At 47.5% G+C, this 15,218-nt stretch carries 14 protein-coding genes and 4 tRNA genes; 12 read left to right on the top strand and 6 right to left on the bottom strand.

What is annotated here, in order from left to right:
- Window positions 1–17: 17 nt before the first annotated feature.
- Window positions 18–1,097 (bottom strand): acyltransferase family protein, encoded by a 1,080-nt coding sequence (locus tag AC3WTJ_RS15415; protein WP_492522521.1) that lies wholly within the window; start codon window positions 1,095–1,097, stop codon window positions 18–20.
- A 555-nt stretch (window positions 1,098–1,652) separates the two neighbouring features.
- Between AC3WTJ_RS15415 and AC3WTJ_RS15420 the strand changes: the two genes are divergently transcribed.
- From AC3WTJ_RS15420 to AC3WTJ_RS15440, 5 genes are all read left to right on the top strand, one after another.
- Window positions 1,653–2,810: an outer membrane lipoprotein-sorting protein gene (locus AC3WTJ_RS15420; protein ID WP_492522522.1), complete on the top strand. Its 1,158-nt coding sequence runs from the start codon at window positions 1,653–1,655 to the stop codon at window positions 2,808–2,810.
- A gap of 404 nt (window positions 2,811–3,214) precedes the next feature.
- Complete coding sequence (alr, locus tag AC3WTJ_RS15425; RefSeq protein ID WP_492522523.1) at window positions 3,215–4,387, top strand: alanine racemase; 1,173 nt, start codon at window positions 3,215–3,217, stop codon at window positions 4,385–4,387.
- Between the two features lie 218 nt (window positions 4,388–4,605).
- On the top strand, window positions 4,606–4,887 hold the full coding sequence (locus AC3WTJ_RS15430; RefSeq protein ID WP_028553892.1) for a CopG family ribbon-helix-helix protein: 282 nt from the start codon (window positions 4,606–4,608) through the stop codon (window positions 4,885–4,887).
- A gap of 3 nt (window positions 4,888–4,890) precedes the next feature.
- Window positions 4,891–5,241, top strand: a complete 351-nt coding sequence (locus AC3WTJ_RS15435) for a type II toxin-antitoxin system PemK/MazF family toxin (protein ID WP_028553893.1) — start codon at window positions 4,891–4,893, stop codon at window positions 5,239–5,241.
- A 106-nt stretch (window positions 5,242–5,347) separates the two neighbouring features.
- Window positions 5,348–7,660, top strand: coding sequence for a Tex family protein (locus tag AC3WTJ_RS15440; RefSeq protein ID WP_492522708.1), 2,313 nt, complete (start codon window positions 5,348–5,350; stop codon window positions 7,658–7,660).
- A gap of 130 nt (window positions 7,661–7,790) precedes the next feature.
- Here the strand turns inward: AC3WTJ_RS15440 and AC3WTJ_RS15445 are convergent, their stop codons facing one another.
- The 3 genes from AC3WTJ_RS15445 to AC3WTJ_RS15455 all read right to left on the bottom strand — a co-directional run bounded on the left by AC3WTJ_RS15445 (window position 7,791) and on the right by AC3WTJ_RS15455 (window position 8,954).
- Window positions 7,791–8,138 carry a hypothetical protein gene (locus tag AC3WTJ_RS15445; protein ID WP_492522524.1) on the bottom strand — a complete coding sequence of 116 codons (348 nt, stop codon included), beginning with the start codon at window positions 8,136–8,138 and terminating at the stop codon, window positions 7,791–7,793.
- A gap of 223 nt (window positions 8,139–8,361) precedes the next feature.
- Complete coding sequence (cmpA, locus tag AC3WTJ_RS15450; protein ID WP_090818813.1) at window positions 8,362–8,526, bottom strand: cortex morphogenetic protein CmpA; 165 nt, start codon at window positions 8,524–8,526, stop codon at window positions 8,362–8,364.
- A gap of 74 nt (window positions 8,527–8,600) precedes the next feature.
- Window positions 8,601–8,954 carry a hydrolase/acyltransferase gene (locus AC3WTJ_RS15455; RefSeq protein ID WP_157317882.1) on the bottom strand — a complete coding sequence of 118 codons (354 nt, stop codon included), beginning with the start codon at window positions 8,952–8,954 and terminating at the stop codon, window positions 8,601–8,603.
- A gap of 151 nt (window positions 8,955–9,105) precedes the next feature.
- Here AC3WTJ_RS15455 and AC3WTJ_RS15460 point away from each other — a divergent pair, with 151 nt between their 5' ends.
- From AC3WTJ_RS15460 to AC3WTJ_RS15475, 4 genes are all read left to right on the top strand, one after another.
- Window positions 9,106–9,579: a SprT family protein gene (locus AC3WTJ_RS15460; RefSeq protein WP_492522525.1), complete on the top strand. Its 474-nt coding sequence runs from the start codon at window positions 9,106–9,108 to the stop codon at window positions 9,577–9,579.
- Window positions 9,580–9,598: 19 nt separating this feature from the next.
- Window positions 9,599–9,674: transfer RNA gene (locus AC3WTJ_RS15465), tRNA-Asn, on the top strand.
- A 7-nt stretch (window positions 9,675–9,681) separates the two neighbouring features.
- Window positions 9,682–9,770: transfer RNA gene (locus AC3WTJ_RS15470), tRNA-Ser, on the top strand.
- Window positions 9,771–9,927: 157 nt separating this feature from the next.
- Window positions 9,928–11,670 (top strand): methyl-accepting chemotaxis protein, encoded by a 1,743-nt coding sequence (locus AC3WTJ_RS15475; protein ID WP_492522526.1) that lies wholly within the window; start codon window positions 9,928–9,930, stop codon window positions 11,668–11,670.
- 71 nt (window positions 11,671–11,741) lie between these two features.
- Here AC3WTJ_RS15475 and corA read toward each other — a convergent pair whose 3' ends face one another.
- Complete coding sequence (corA, locus tag AC3WTJ_RS15480) at window positions 11,742–12,671, bottom strand: magnesium/cobalt transporter CorA (RefSeq protein ID WP_492522709.1); 930 nt, start codon at window positions 12,669–12,671, stop codon at window positions 11,742–11,744.
- A 155-nt stretch (window positions 12,672–12,826) separates the two neighbouring features.
- Here corA and AC3WTJ_RS15485 point away from each other — a divergent pair.
- A tRNA-Glu gene (locus tag AC3WTJ_RS15485) sits at window positions 12,827–12,898 on the top strand.
- 17 nt (window positions 12,899–12,915) lie between these two features.
- A tRNA-Leu gene (locus AC3WTJ_RS15490) sits at window positions 12,916–12,997 on the top strand.
- 127 nt (window positions 12,998–13,124) lie between these two features.
- Here the strand turns inward: AC3WTJ_RS15490 and AC3WTJ_RS15495 are convergent.
- On the bottom strand, window positions 13,125–13,388 hold the full coding sequence (locus AC3WTJ_RS15495; protein WP_492522527.1) for an SRPBCC family protein: 264 nt from the start codon (window positions 13,386–13,388) through the stop codon (window positions 13,125–13,127).
- Window positions 13,389–13,543: 155 nt separating this feature from the next.
- On the opposite strand from AC3WTJ_RS15495, the gene AC3WTJ_RS15500 reads away from it, so the two are divergent.
- Entirely contained in the window at window positions 13,544–15,154 is a 1,611-nt protein-coding gene (locus AC3WTJ_RS15500; RefSeq protein WP_492522528.1) for an extracellular solute-binding protein, read from the top strand.
- The last annotated feature ends 64 nt before the right edge of the window (window positions 15,155–15,218 follow it).

Genomic DNA, 15,218 nt, shown 5'->3' on the forward strand with positions numbered 1-15,218 from the left:
TTAGGCAGTCTTTTTGTTTAGGAGACAGGTTTTGAAGAGCGGGAAGGACTTACCTTTATAACGTCGCGAAGTCCAGCTACAAGGGGTTTCTCAGCTAACCTGTATGCCATGCGACACAGTGGTACTACACATATTACAATTATTAAGTTTGTGAGCAGAGGGCCTAAATAATCGACCAAATGAGTAGCCACACTTAATTTCATTAATATGGATATAAATATCAGGTGGGTAAGTAAAATGGTGTAAGACGCATCCCCTAGTTTGCTGAGGGAAAGAACCCACTTTGGCAGCTGGATCCGTTCAGGTACGGAGGAAGCGCCTAACAGTACAAATAGGGCCGGAATAACGTATAACAGGTAATTATGAAAAGGAGCAAATTGATATTTGTTATTGATCCAGATCAGTAAAAATCCAAACACCCCGATAGAAATCAACCATTTGTAATGTTTACTTCTATGCTGCTCCACCCATTTGGCCAATAAACAACCAGCCATGAATTCCAGGTTCACATCGCTAAAGAGAAAGTTTAAATAGAAATGACGGTCGATATCTGCGCTTATAAAGGGTACTCGCAAAAAATGGCATAAAGTTAAGGCAATCCAAGTTGAAGCGAAAATAACTGCTGGTTTTTTCCCTACAGAGAGAAGAAGACTGAAAGCCAAGTAAAACAGCACAAAGTAGCTTAACGACCAAGCCACCGGCAGTATGGGGCCATGTGCTTGAGGGAGCAGCAGGAATGATTTAATAATGGTATCTTTGTCAGTCTCAAAGCCGTATCCAAAGCTCGGAACAAAAAAGTAGACAGGCAGCACAACAAGTGTGATAAGCCAGTCGAAGGGATAGATACGTATGAGACGATTAGTTAAATAGGGCAAAACGGTCATTTGGGTTCCAATTTTGTGGCCATATGTATGAAAGAGCAGGAACCCGGTTAATAAGAAAAAGAAGTCTACTCCGCCTGATCTCCCGATTGAACTGATGCCTAAGAAGTCGTATTGATAATACTTGAAAGACATGGCTGACGTATGGAAAAGCAGCACAAAAAATGCTGCCGCTCCTCTTGAGGCTTGAAGCGTGATTTTTTGGTTGTTATTCAAAGATAATTCCTCCGGTTCATGAATGAATCTTCAATATATCATTTTCCCAGATGAGTGTGAAAAAAATATGTCTGGAACCTGAAGGGTTGCTGAATTTTAGTTGAGCTGAATAGGAGATTTCATTTTTTTAGGGATTCTTTTTGCTGCTCACCTAGGTTAAAATGTGAAATTGGCGCAGATGTTAAAGCCATTAAAGACAGAGTTGACAGTATGGACAGACGCATGGGTAGTATGGAAACCCGAATGCGTGGTATGGAAGACTCGAATCTGGAGAACAGAATGTCAAAAGTAGAAGACACGCTGCAAGAAATCAAGCAAGTTCAAGTTTAACAAGGCGAGCAGATTGCAGGAATTGCTGTTACGATGATGGAGCACGCAACCAGAATTCAAACACTTAAATTAGTGAAATAAATGAGTAAGATTAGACGAATCCGGAGCTAGTCTTATTTTTTTTGCCTAAATGGGTCCAAGCTGGTAGCTTGGCTGCATAATCGGCCAAGTCCCCTCATATGCATGTACTATGTTGATGTTAATCATGAGTGAGGGGATGATCGAATGCGCCGGGTCACATGGATGGTAGCAGTGGTGATGTGCTTAGCATTGGTTCTCGCGGGATGCGGGATAGGCAAGAAAGATGCAGGATCTATCGTAAAGGATTTGGATCATGTGATCAGCAAAGCGGATAGCTATCAGGCTTCTGGCAGCATGATTTTGCACACGGGGTCACAGCCGCAGGAGTACCAGGTGGAGGTGGCGTTCTCGCCGGAACATTTCTACCGGATTTCGCTGACGAATGCATCGAAAGATGTGACGCAAATTGTGCTGCGTAATGAAGAGGGCGTGTTCGTTTTAACGCCGCATCTGAAGAAAAGCTTCCGTTTCCAAAGCGATTGGCCGGAAAACCAAGGACAGGTTTACTTGTTCCAATCTCTAGCTAGAAGCATTATTGCGGACAAGGATCGCCAGTTTACAACGGACAATGATGCATATGTGTTCGATGTGGCGGCGAATTATCAGAATGAGCAGCTGTCCCGCCAGAAAATTTGGCTGAATAAAAAGACGCTGGCACCTACGCAGGTTCAAGTGTCGGATGCGAACCAAAATGTGATGGTGCAGGTGAATTTCACGAAGTTTGAATTCGATGCTAAGTTTGATAAGGATTTCTTCCAAATGGAGCGCAACATGACGAGCTGGAACATGCAGACATTGCCGACAATGTCCGATGTTAAGGTAACGGATGCCGATCATCCGGCAGCGGGTGTAACGGACAAAAACTTGACCGCAACAGGCGGCCAATCGGATCAATCCCAACCGACAACGTCTACTGGCACAAAAACGGATGCAACGAAGTCAAATGCCGCGGCAAGCAAACCGCAAAGTATCGGTATTATCGAGCCGAGCTATCTGCCTAAGGATGTCGTGAAACAGGACATTACGGATATGAAACTGGGTGAAGACGCGGCTGTTCTTTTGAGATATAAAGGGAAGTACAACTTTAGTATGGTTGAGGTTAGACCTCAGGCCAAGTCGGTATCTTTGCAGCCAGGTGATATCGTAGATCTCGGTTTCACGATCGGCGTACTCACAGGGGAAGATAAAAAGACGCTCACTTGGACGAATGACGGCGTAGAGTTCAGATTAACGACGGGTGATTTGCCGACGAATGAAATGATTAAAGTGGCGATGGCAACGGAAGGCCAATCAGGCAAGTAACTAACCAAAGATCTGCTCTTAGGAGCAGGTCTTTTTGGCTTTACAGGCGATTATCAGAAAAAATTAATGTGGGAAAGTGTGCCAATAGGGGAACGACTGCAATGGAAGATCACACTTTTTAGAAAAGAACTGAATGGGCTGCAAATGTACGAGGGGAGTAGCATTGAGCCGATTCCCTTTCGGAGAAGGTGATGCGAACAGACATGCTCATAAAAAGAGTCGTTTGGATATGACGCGATTTCGCCTTATTTAAGGCCAAAGGACGGTTGACAGTGTTTCGTGACTCGGTTTAACATAGGTTTATCGGTCCTAACGGGTTCGGAATTATTGGAGGGGGAGTCCTGCTGCTCGCATGGAGCGGGCCTTCCCTTGTCCTTTGCATTTGGAAAAAGAGGTGAACGCTGGTGGATGCTTTTTATCGTCCCACGTGGGTTGAAATTTCGTTAGATGCACTGCGAAGCAACATTGAAGGTTTTCAGAAGATACTGCCGGCAGGAATGAAGCAGATGGCAGTCGTTAAAGCGGATGCGTACGGACACGGGGCTGTAGAAGTATCCAAAGAGGCTTTAGCCGCAGGTGTGGATTACTTGGGTGTAGCGTTTTTTGATGAAGCGCTGGAGCTAAGGAATGCAGGAATAACCGCACCTATTCTGGTGCTTGGCTATACGCCCCCAGAGGGAGTCGAGCGGGCACGAGAGCTTGATGTTACGATAGCAGTCTATAGTCATGATGTCCTGAAGGAGCTGCAGGCGCAGCAGCATAAGAAGAAGCTGAAAATCCACATCAAGCTCGATACCGGCATGGGTCGTCTTGGTTTGCATACGGAAGCGGATGCAATTCCTTTCATTGAGCAAGCGTTGACGCTGCCTAATGTTGAAGTTGAAGGATTGTTTACTCATTACGCGAATGCGGATGAAGTGGATAAAAGCTATACGCTAGAGCAGTACCGCCGTTTTGAGCGGATTGTGAGCTATTTTACGGATAAAGGTGTAACGTTTCCATATATACACGCTGGCAACAGCGCAGCAGCTATTGATTTGCCTGGTCTTACTTATTCCATGGTACGTTTGGGTATCTCCATGTATGGGCTGTATCCTTCCGGGGATGTGAATCAATCAAAAATTGCGTTAAAACCAGTGCTTAGTCTTAAAACAGGTATCGTCCATCTCAAAACATTGCCGCCAGACTCCGGGATCAGTTATGGAACGATCTATCATACCAAGGGCGAAGAGCAGATTGGAACGCTGCCAATCGGGTATGCGGATGGGTATTCACGGATGCTTTCAGGTAAAGCGGAAGTTCTGGTTCGCGGCAAAAGAGTGCAGGTAGTCGGTCGAATTTGTATGGACCAATGCATGATCAACGTGTCTGATGTCGAAGGTGTCCAGTCTCTCGATGAGGTTGTGCTGATCGGGGAGCAGGACGGAGAACGCATTACGGCTGAAGATATTGCAGATCAGCTGGGTACGGTTAATTATGAAGTGATTTGTATGATTTCACATCGGGTCGCACGTGTGTACGTACGCGGCGGCGAACGGGTGGATGCCATTAATCCGCTGATGCGTCATCGTTACTAAATCGGGGTCGAATTCTAACTTAGATGAATTTACCATTTAAAAATGTTCCTTCCTTTGGAGGAATTTAGAGTAGGCTATCGAATACTTAGTGTAGAATCTTATATCCATAGGTGTAACATATTTGATATACTGGTTGCATATATCTATTGTATAATTTGGTTTTCAATTTGACATACTGGTAATATTGTCTTTGTATCGTTTCTTGGGGGTGCGAGAGTGTGAGTAATGCGCATAATACGAAAAGGATCATGATTAGCTTGCCTGACAATCTGTTGCAAGAAGTGGACGGCATTGTCGAGAAGGAGAACTCCAATCGCAGCGAATTTATTCGCCAGGCAATGAAGCTGTATTTAATTGAACGCAAAAAGCGCAGTCTACGCGAATCCATGCAGCGTGGGTATATGGAGATGGCGAAAATTAATCTCAGCATGGCATCTGAAGCTTTTCAAGCGGAGGAAGAAGCGGACGGTACGCTTGATCGCTTAGTAAGCGGGGTGTAAGAAGTGATTGTGAAACGTGGCGATGTATTTTTCGCAGATCTTTCGCCGGTAGTAGGATCGGAGCAGGGAGGAGTTCGTCCTGTTCTCGTGATCCAAAATGATATCGGCAACCGCTTTAGCCCAACTGTGATTGTTGCAGCGATTACCGCTCAAATCCAGAAGGCGAAGCTGCCCACGCATGTGGAAATCGACGCGGAGACGCATGGTTTCGACCGAGATTCGGTCATTCTGCTTGAGCAGATCAGAACGATTGACAAGCAACGGCTAACGGACAAAATTACGCATTTGGATGAAGAAACGATGCGAAAGGTTGACGACGCTTTGCAAATTAGCGTGGGACTGATAGAATTTTGAATAGGATCAGGAACGGACGGGGGGAAGTGGTTCCCTCGTTTTTTGGTTTGCATACATACTTGAATCTAAGTAGAAGTGGGGAATGACTGTGACAATATTGGAAACGATGATGAACAAATGGTTCCACGCAGCCGGCGAAGCATCCGGAAGTACAGGTGTGAAAAATGCAGCGGAAGAAGAGCAGGCGGGAAGCAAGGGTGCAAAGAACAAATACGAGGAAGAGCCGAAGGAAAAGGTCGTCCTTTCTGAAGAGAAGAAAGCGGAGATCCAAGAACGAATCTTGAAGCAGATCTCCGCTGAACTCCAGCTGCCCGCTGGGAAAGTAAAAACGACGATGGGACTGCTGGATGAGGGGAATACGATTCCTTTTATCGCTCGGTACCGAAAAGAAATGACGGGCGAGCTGGACGAAAACCAGCTGCGGGACATCGAGGAGCGTTTGCAGTATTTGCGCAACCTCGAAGACCGCAAGCTGGAGGTCGTGCGTTTGATCGACGAGCAGGGGAAGCTGACGGATGAGCTGCGCAAATCGATTGAAGGCGCTGCAAAGCTGCAAGAAATCGAAGATTTGTACAGGCCGTATCGTCAAAAGCGAAAGACGAGAGCCAGCGTAGCCAAAGAGCGTGGCTTAGAGCCGCTAGCGGATTGGATATGGAAGCAGCCTAGAAATGGCTCGCTCGAACAAGAAGCGGAACGCTACGTAAACGCGGACAAGCAGGTAGCAAGCGCTGCTGACGCGATCCAGGGCGCGATGGACATCTTGGCGGAGAACATTGCAGATGATGCCAAGATTAGAGCTTGGGTACGCAGATATACGCAGGATCAAGGGGTCTTACATACGGAGGCAAAAGATGCAAAGGCTGAGTCCGTCTATGAGATGTATTACGCTTATCAGGAGCCGGTGAAGCGTCTCCCGCCACACCGTATTCTTGCCATCAATCGTGGTGAACGTGAGGAAATTCTTAAGGTTAACTTGGTCGTTGCGGTAGATAAAATTCATGATTACATCGCTAGGCAAATTATCAAAGGGCAGTCCGTCGTACAAGATGTACTTCGTGCGGTTGTCGAAGATGCTTATAAGCGTCTTATCGCACCGTCCATCGAGCGCGAGGTGCGCGGAGAGATGACAGAGATGGGCGAGGAGCAAGCGATTAAGATTTTCGCGGAAAATCTACGTAATCTGCTGCTCCAAGCGCCCGTCAAAGGGCACGTGGTGCTAGGTGTCGATCCCGCTTACCGGACAGGCTGCAAGCTGGCCGTCATCGACGACACCGGGAAAATGCTTGAAATCGCCGTGACCTACCCGACACCTCCGAATAATAAGGTGGCGGAAGCGAAGGCGAAGTTCAAGCAATTGATCAGCAAGCATGGCGTCGAGCTGATCGTCATTGGGAATGGAACGGCTTCCCGTGAAACGGAGCAGTTTGTTGCGGAGCTGATTGGCGAAATCAAGGAGCAGAAGCTCAAGTACTTGATCGTCAGCGAAGCGGGGGCGAGCGTGTACTCCGCGTCGAAGCTGGCGCAGACGGAGTTCCCTGACCTCGACGTCGCCGAGCGCAGCGCGATCTCGATCGCGCGGAGGCTGCAGGACCCTCTCGCGGAGCTTGTAAAGATCGAGCCGAAGGCCATCGGCGTCGGACAGTACCAGCATGACGTTTCGCAGAAACGTCTGGACGAGAACTTGAAGGCCGTCGTAGAGTCGGCCGTTAACCATGTCGGCGTGGACCTGAACACGGCGTCCCCGTCTTTGCTCTCGTATGTGTCGGGCGTGAACGCGACGCTGGCCAAGAACATCGTCAAGTATCGCGAGGAGAACGGCAAGTTCGGCTCCCGACAGCAGCTGTCGAAGGTTCCGCGCCTTGGCGCGAAAACCTTCGAACAGTGTGTCGGGTTCATGCGGATTCCCGGCGGCGGGAACCCGCTGGACAACACCCCGATCCATCCGGAGTCTTACGACGTCGTGGATCGGCTGTTCAAGGAGCTGCGCCTGGAATTGGCGCAGCTGGGCTCGCAGCAGCTCCTGTCGCTGCTGCAAACGCTGGAGCCTGAGGAGATGGCTCCGAAGCTGGGCGTGGGTGTCCCGACGCTGCGGGACATCTTAGACAGCCTGCAGCGCCCTGGGCGGGATCCGCGGGAGGAAGTTCCCGCGCCGATCTTCCGCACGGACGTGCTGCAGCTGGAGGACCTTGTGCCGGGCATGGAATTGACCGGCACGGTGCGCAATGTCATCGACTTCGGTGCTTTCGTCGATATCGGCATTAAGAACGATGGGCTGGTGCACATCTCCCAGCTCAAGAACGGCTTCGTGAAACATCCTATGGATGTTGTTTCCGTTGGAGACATTGTTCAAGTATGGGTGCTGAACGTGGATCAGAAAAAAGGCCGCGTCGGCTTGACCATGAAAAAACCGCAGCAATAAGCAAATAGATAGCAGTTGGCGGCGATGAGCTGCCGGCTGCTTTTTACATCATCCTCTCTTTTTGGCTTTATCCTTTCGCTTCTTCCGCATCATCCTCTCTTTTTGGCTTTATCCTTTCGCTTCTTCCGCATCATCCTTTCTCTTTTGCACTTTGTCCTTCTCCTTGTCCCACCTCCTTCACCAAATAAACGATTGCCTGCTGCTGGCCAACGACCGACGTGAGCATGCCCTCACGCGCTAAACGGGTCAGCCATCCGGCGGCTATGCGAAAAGGGACATTACATTCAGCCGCGATGTCTTGGATACGGATTTGGCCATTACGGCGCTTCGCAACCTGGAGAATAACTTGCTTCCTTAACTCCCATAGATCGGGTGTAGAAGGGGCGGGGATGTTATGTACAGAATAAGATGACCTCCTTTCATGCAGCAGATATACGTTGTCTCCTTGCCCTTTTTTCACTCTTCGACGTAAAACCATGAATGATCGACTCCCTTATACATGTTTAGATAACAAAAAAAGCACACCGACCTGCAGATCATTCTGCTGGGTCAAGTGTGCTTCACTCAACGGACTATTACATTTATTTACAGTATAGTGGGCTCATTTCAAATATGCAACATATTTTTCATTTATGCTACTTCTATGTACCGGTTACGGCAAAAAAGCCAGCACCTGTCTCAAACAAGTACTAGCCCTTTTATCAAAATTTACGTTTGCCCGGTCCGTCCGTCGATTGGGTGTCAGGCCACTCCTCTTGTGAGCGGCGGGTGCGGTAAAAGTACCAGCTATCATTCAGCAATCGGATTTGTCTGCGGTTTTTGTTCTGGAAGGCCCGCATTAATTGATTACAGAGCCATTGCGGCATATGCCCATCCCCTTCTTCGCCATGTACTTATAGCATATGAAGGAAAAGGGAGTAGGGTGCAGGTCCTTTTGACATTAATCTTCAAATTCCTCTTCGTACCACTGTTCCAGCTGCGCTTGAAGCGCGCGGATTTCAGTTAGCAGTGAGATCAGCGGGTAGGATTTCTCCTGGATGCCGGCAAAGGATTTTTCCAAACGATTAATATACTCTAATCCTTGAATGAGCGTATACGTCGTTCCGATTAGCTCTAAGTCGTCACATTCTGCAATTACTCGCGGGAGCTGAGGGACATCATCGGCCGTTAGCTTATCCAATTCTTTGTGCAGTCTTTGATTCAAAGCGGTAAGTTGATAGGAATAGGAAGATGGCATGGCAACAAATTCTACTTGCTGGTCGAGCTTTAGAATGGCATATCGCATTTGTGGCATTCGATTGGTCAAATCCTCTCTGTATAAAGCTTTCGTTCTTTCTTTTCTACTTGACAGTATAGCCGTACATACGGTACAAATTCAAGTGAGAACTTGTCTAAGATGAGCTTGCGGCGAAAGTTTTTAATGAAAAATCTAAGGAGCGTAGGGGATGGAGGATCGGGAACTTCAGGAGTGGATTGAGCAGATTTCTTTGGCATCGTTTGGAAGGCCGTTTGTTCACCAGGCGCGTTTTAACCGAAGATTAAGGTCGACGGGAGGACGTTATTTTACCAAATCCCATGATATCGAAATCTCTTGGATGCAGTGGGAGACGTTTGGCCGTGAAGAAATCGAGAAAATCATTAAACATGAACTTTGCCATTATCATTTACATATATTAAAACGAGGTTATAAGCACCGCGATCAGGATTTCAAAACATTGTTGGCGCAGGTTGGCGGGTCTCGCTTCTGTCAGTCGCTGCCTCAGGCACGTCAGAAAAGTGCTTATAAATACCGGCTGGAATGCGTCAATTGCAAAACGGAGTATTTCCGAAAACGAAAAGTGGACGTCCGCAAGTATGCCTGTGGTAAATGTAAGGGAAAATTGAAATCGTATACACTTGACTTACAAGCGCCTTCATAATAAAATAAAACTTATTCATTCCCTGATAGCTCAGTTGGTAGAGCACTCGACTGTTAATCGAGTTGTCACAGGTTCGAGTCCTGTTCGGGGAGCCATATCTTTGGAGAGATACCCAAGTGGCTATAAGGGGACCCTCTGCTAAGGGGTTAGACTGCGTAAGCGGTGCGAGGGTTCGAATCCCTCTCTCTCCGTATGAATTTGGAAATAAGCTCAGATGGCGTTCGCGCCGTTTGAGCTTATTTTTTTGTGAGTTTTTCTAATGAATTTGCTAACAATTGTCTAATATTTAATAAACGATTACCCCTTATAGTGGTGAAAACTAGAGACAACTAGACGGGGGCTGAAGAGATGGTAAAAGTTTTATCCATTCGAGTGCGTTTGATTTTATTGCTCTTAGTGCCTTCCATCCTGTATTTGGGGACAAGTATTTATTTAATGGAGCAAAATAGAAGCAATACAAGGGCGTTGGCGTCATCCCTATATGAAACAACGGACAAGAGTACTTCGCTCATTTTGAACGCGGACAGGGACATGTATCAGGCGCTAGTGGCATACCAACTGCTAGTATCAGGCACATTGAATGCGGAGGACACAACGACGCAGCTCAAAGCGATGAAAGAGAATATTGAACAAGCGAATACCAGAGTCGAGCAGGCGGCAAACATTTTAAAAGCGAAAGGTCTTCATCAGGTGGCACACGCAGAAACGAAGCTGACGATCGAGCAGAATGTTGCCGGGTTTCATACCTCTTTTGATCAGTGGGCGAAGGAAGCAGATGCCGTGGTACAGACTTTGGGAAAAGGGAAAAATGCAAGCTATGACCCTAAACTTATGGCTACTTTCGAGAAAGGGCGCGAAGGAATGAACCAAATTGGTGAAATTTTGGACGCCTACGCGAATGCGAGTATCGATCAGATCGAGGATCAAAATCGTAAAACGGAGCGGGCCGTGTATGTGTCTGTCGCATTTATCGTCCTTTTGCTGGCCGTATCCGGTTGGATAATTATTCGTAAAATCATGAGGACGGTCCGGTCCATCATGAAGGTCACTTCTGAAGTGGCGGCTGGAGATTTGCGGCATGAGCCGGGGAACAAGTACGCAAAGGATGAGCTGGGGAAAATTACAGAGTCTGTCGATACGATGGTTATGAAAATAAAAGGCTTGATCGCTGTCATTGCCACCAATACGCAATTCGTCCATGACGCTTCAATCGAGCTCTCGGATAGCTCCAAGGAATCAGCTACGGCTGCCGAGCACGTCGCTACGAACATTCAAGATATGACGCATGACGTTGAGATTCAAGTCAGAAGCAGTGAAGAAACGAGCAGAACGATTGAGGAAATGGCGATTGGTATTCAAAAGGTGGCTGAAAACTCGAGCGTCATGGCGGACCACTCGTCGCTAACTTCGCGCCATGCGGAGTTAGGCAATGAACTGCTGGAGAAGTTGCAGCAGCAAATCGCGAGCATCCTGAAATCGGTGGATCAACTCTCGCAAACCGTCCTATCGTTGACGCGCAAATCCGATGAAATCGGGTTAATTGCTTCGAGCATTACCTCTTTCGCTAATCAAACGAACTTGCTGTCACTGAACGCTTCTATTGAAGCGGCCAGAGCAGGCGAGCACGGCAGAGGATTTAATGTCGTCGCCAACGAAATCCGCAAGCTGGCCTCGCAGTCCATCGCTTCGGCCGATGGGATTAATCAATTGATTCACGAGACGCGAGTTGAGATTGCAAGTGTGTCCGAGTCCATGCAAGTGACGAAGCAAGAGGCTGGTACGGGATCTGCGATGATGCAGGAAGTAAATCAGAGCTTCCATACGATCATGGCATCCGTCACGCACATTGTCACGCAAATCCATGAGACTTCAGCCATCACGGAGCAAATGTCGGCGAGCTCGCAGGAAATTTCTGCGACGATGGAGCACTCGGCTGCGAGTTCGTCGCAGATTCTGATCAAATCGCAGAACGTTGCCGCTGCAACGGAAGAGCAGTTAGCCATGATGCAGAATATCGCTGCAGCATCCGAGCAGCTTCGCTCGGTTGTGAATACACTCAATGAATCAGTTGCTTATTTTAAAATAGCATAAGGAAAAAAGGCACTCGGTGATTGTGGATATCACGGCGGGTGCCTTTCGTTGTTTTGCGCAATGGATGATAGTCAAAACCAATGTTTACGTTTGAAAAAGTACCACATCAAGAAACCAATGCCAATCATCAGGATCCAGACATACAGATAACCATAGTCCCAACCTAACTCGGGCATGATTTTGAAGTTCATGCCGTAGACGCCGACAATAAAGGTGAGCGGCAGAAAAATCGTGCTGAAAACCGTTAATGTTTTCATAATTTCGTTCATGCGATCGGATTTCATGCTCATTTGGAGCTCAAGCAGCCCTGTCAGCGACTCACGGAAAATATCCAGCGAATCTACGACGCGCGAAATATGGTCCATAACATCCATGAAGTAGACATTATCTTCTTCCCGCGTGTATGGAAAAGAGTGGTGAGCAATAGCCGCCAGGGCAATTCGCTCATCGACAATGACGCGGCGGAGCTGGTGCATGATTCTTTTCAGCTGGAAAATATCCTGCGCGATGCGAATCGCGGGATTTTGATAGACGGATTGCTCCATGTGGTCGAGCCGATCGTCCAGATGTTCCACGATGACGGTATAATCGTCAACACAGCGGTCCAGAATGGCGTGCAAAATGACGCCGGGATGGCTGATTCGTTCAGGCACTTCTTGGCATGTCAGGTAGAGCTGATCCATGAAAGGGAGCTTGTCTTTGTAAACGGTGATAACAAAATTAGAGCCGATCACGATCGCAATTTCTTGGGGCTCCAGCCCCTCGGAGACAGCAAAGAAGGTTAGGAAGACGTGATTTTTATACGTATCCATCTTCGGCCGTTGGTTTAGTTTGATGGCATCCTCAACGAGGAGCGGGTGGCACTTGAATACATCGCCAAGGACATGTTTGACTTCGTCGGGCGACGGGTTCTCCATTCGCACCCAAACAACTTCGTTTGGGGATGGAATGCGCACCTCTTCCTCGTGGACGGTTGCCTGTGTAGAATCATATATGAGCATGGATGACAAACCAAACACCTCGGTCAGGTTGAATTGGTTTCAGCATACCATATTTGTCCGGAAGTGATCCAGATTTTGCACTTGTCAATTGAGATTTGATCCTTTATAATAACAATTGTCGTCAAAATGGGCTGCACAAGCTTCATGACTTTCGTGGCCCGTTGGTCAAGTGGTTAAGACACCTCCCTTTCACGGAGGTAACAGGGGTTCGAGTCCCCTACGGGTCAGTTTTTTATCCTCTTATGCGGTCGTGGTGGAAAGGCAGACACACCATCTTGAGGGGGTGGCGCTCACAAGGCGTGAGGGTTCAAATCCCTCCGACCGCATCCCAGATTTTCAAACATTTAAAGACCAAGGAGCTATGCGAGCTTTTCTCGCTTAGCTCCTTGGTTTTTTGCATGAGGAGAGAATTGTGGGTAAGGGATAAGGGATTGCCGAGTCTTCCTAGTCTTCCTAAGAGTTTTCCAAGCCGTGTTTATTCGCAATCCGCTCGCTCTGGTTGGGCTGGCCTTTACCCTCCGTAATCAAGCTGCGTAGGCTTCCGTTGATATAGGTGCCCCAGGAGTCCGAGCAAACGCTGTAGCACTCGTATGATGGGACTAAACCTACGTGCGTAAAGCGAACTTCTGTTGTTCCGTCCTTCACGGTGATTTCAAAGACAATGTCGGTATCCTGCCACTCGCTCTTGTCCATTACGAAGTTGAAGTAGTTGTCCATAACGTGCCAAACAACCTTCTTACCTTGCTATCTATGTATTTTGAATAAACACATAATTCCGACTAAAAACACATGTAAATTTATTGTAAGTGTTAATATAATGAAAACTATCATGGGCCCATGATAATAAAGTGTATAGAGAGGGGCTACTTCATTTGAAAGCACTTTCGAACAACTCCCGTTTCCTTCGCAAGCGGAGCGCAATCACGATAGTTGGAGCTTTGATGTCTGTTGTTATGCTAGCCGGCTGCGGCAATTCTTATACTGATCCAAAAGCAACTTCCACTTCAGGTGCATCGGCTTCCGATCCCATTCATATTCTTCTGTCCCATTCCGAATTTGCCTATGCCAAACAAGCCAAAGAAGATGATATCTACAAGAAAGAACTGAACCGATTATCCGGTTTCAATGTGAAGTATGATTTCTTGGGACATAGCGATTATGCCCAGCAGTTATCCCTACGGTTTGCATCCGGTGATCTGGCTGACTTGATCCGGACGGACAGTATCGTATCTACCATTCACAGCGGTGCTGTCGATCAAGGCGTTTTTCTCGAACTCGGTCCCCTCATTGATAAATACGCGCCTACGCTGAAAAAGAAAATACCCGCAGAATTCTGGAAAAGTCCCCGTATTTCCAAGGACGGTAAAATCTATGGCATCCCTGTTACCCGTGGGGTACCGGCCGACCGTTCTATCTTTATCCGCCAGGATTGGTTGGATAAGCTGAAAATGGATACTCCTAAGACACTTGACGACTACTTAGCCTTTTTCGAAGCGGTTAAAAAAGAAGATATGAACGGCAACGGCGATCCAAATGATGAATATGGTTTAGGCATGTTCAACAATATTGTATGGACGGATATTTTCACACCTGCATTCGGTGTTCATACGAACAAGTGGAGCCTCAAGAACGGGCAGCTCGTTCCGGACATTATCGATCCAAGAATGAAGGAAGCGATCGCTTTCTACAAGCAGTTATACGATAAAGGCTACATCAATCCCAATTTATTTGTGAAAAAAGAAGATGAACAGAATGCTTCCATTGCCAAAGGGGAAGTTGGGGTATGGGGAGCTGCCGTTTATCAATACCTGGCTGGGTACGGCAAGGATAACGCAGCAAAAACGTTCCTTAACCAACCGTCAGCCTCAGTTAGCATGATTGCCCCCCCACAAGGTCCACGCGGTGATAAAGGCATGGCGCTGCAATCCGATGAGATTTATTTCGTCTGGGTGATTCCGGCCAAAACCAAAAATCCGGAGAACATCATTAAGTATCTGGAGTGGGCTTACAGCAGTCCTGATGCTGACCAATTTTTTGCATATGGCATCAAAGGACAAAACTTCACGGAAGAAAACGGGCAAATTAAGTACGATATTAACCAGCCGGTCAATGCAGAGAAAAATGCTTTCCAAATGTACCAGGTTTCATTGAACCCGCGTGAGATCGGTTTCGCAGCTCCACTTGTGCTTAAGGCGCTGCCGGAATCCGATAAGATTACCAAAGGGTATGCCACGTCCAAAGAAAGTCTCATCCCGAATGAAGCGAAATATATGCCTCGTTTGGAATCGCTTGCAAGCCATCCGGAATTAAATATCGGGGCTGCTCAAGGCACGCTTTTCCTGGACATGTTCGCCAAGGTGCTTACGGGGAAGGAACCGCTGGATTCAGCGTTCGATAACTTTGTGGTGGAGTGGAAAAAGCGGGGCGGCGATGCCGCAATTAAAGAAGCGACAGAATGGTATAACAAATTCAATACGAAATAACGGATAGACCCGGTTAAGCGTGGATCGAGCTCAGCTCCGACTTGGACCTTCTGTTGCTCGATCC

Source organism: Paenibacillus sp. FW101-FHT12H11, assembly GCF_058790355.1.

Coding starts and splice junctions, on each gene's coding strand:
- AC3WTJ_RS15420 (WP_492522522.1), top strand. CDS start 1,653: ATGCGCCGGGTCACATGGATGGTAGCAGTGGTGATGTGCTTAGCATTG.
- cmpA (WP_090818813.1), bottom strand. CDS start 8,526: ATGCCGCAATGGCTCTGTAATCAATTAATGCGGGCCTTCCAGAACAAA.
- AC3WTJ_RS15475 (WP_492522526.1), top strand. CDS start 9,928: ATGGTAAAAGTTTTATCCATTCGAGTGCGTTTGATTTTATTGCTCTTA.
- AC3WTJ_RS15455 (WP_157317882.1), bottom strand. CDS start 8,954: ATGCCACAAATGCGATATGCCATTCTAAAGCTCGACCAGCAAGTAGAA.
- AC3WTJ_RS15440 (WP_492522708.1), top strand. CDS start 5,348: ATGATGAACAAATGGTTCCACGCAGCCGGCGAAGCATCCGGAAGTACA.
- AC3WTJ_RS15445 (WP_492522524.1), bottom strand. CDS start 8,138: ATGGTTTTACGTCGAAGAGTGAAAAAAGGGCAAGGAGACAACGTATAT.
- AC3WTJ_RS15460 (WP_492522525.1), top strand. CDS start 9,106: ATGGAGGATCGGGAACTTCAGGAGTGGATTGAGCAGATTTCTTTGGCA.
- corA (WP_492522709.1), bottom strand. CDS start 12,671: ATGCTCATATATGATTCTACACAGGCAACCGTCCACGAGGAAGAGGTG.
- AC3WTJ_RS15495 (WP_492522527.1), bottom strand. CDS start 13,388: ATGGACAACTACTTCAACTTCGTAATGGACAAGAGCGAGTGGCAGGAT.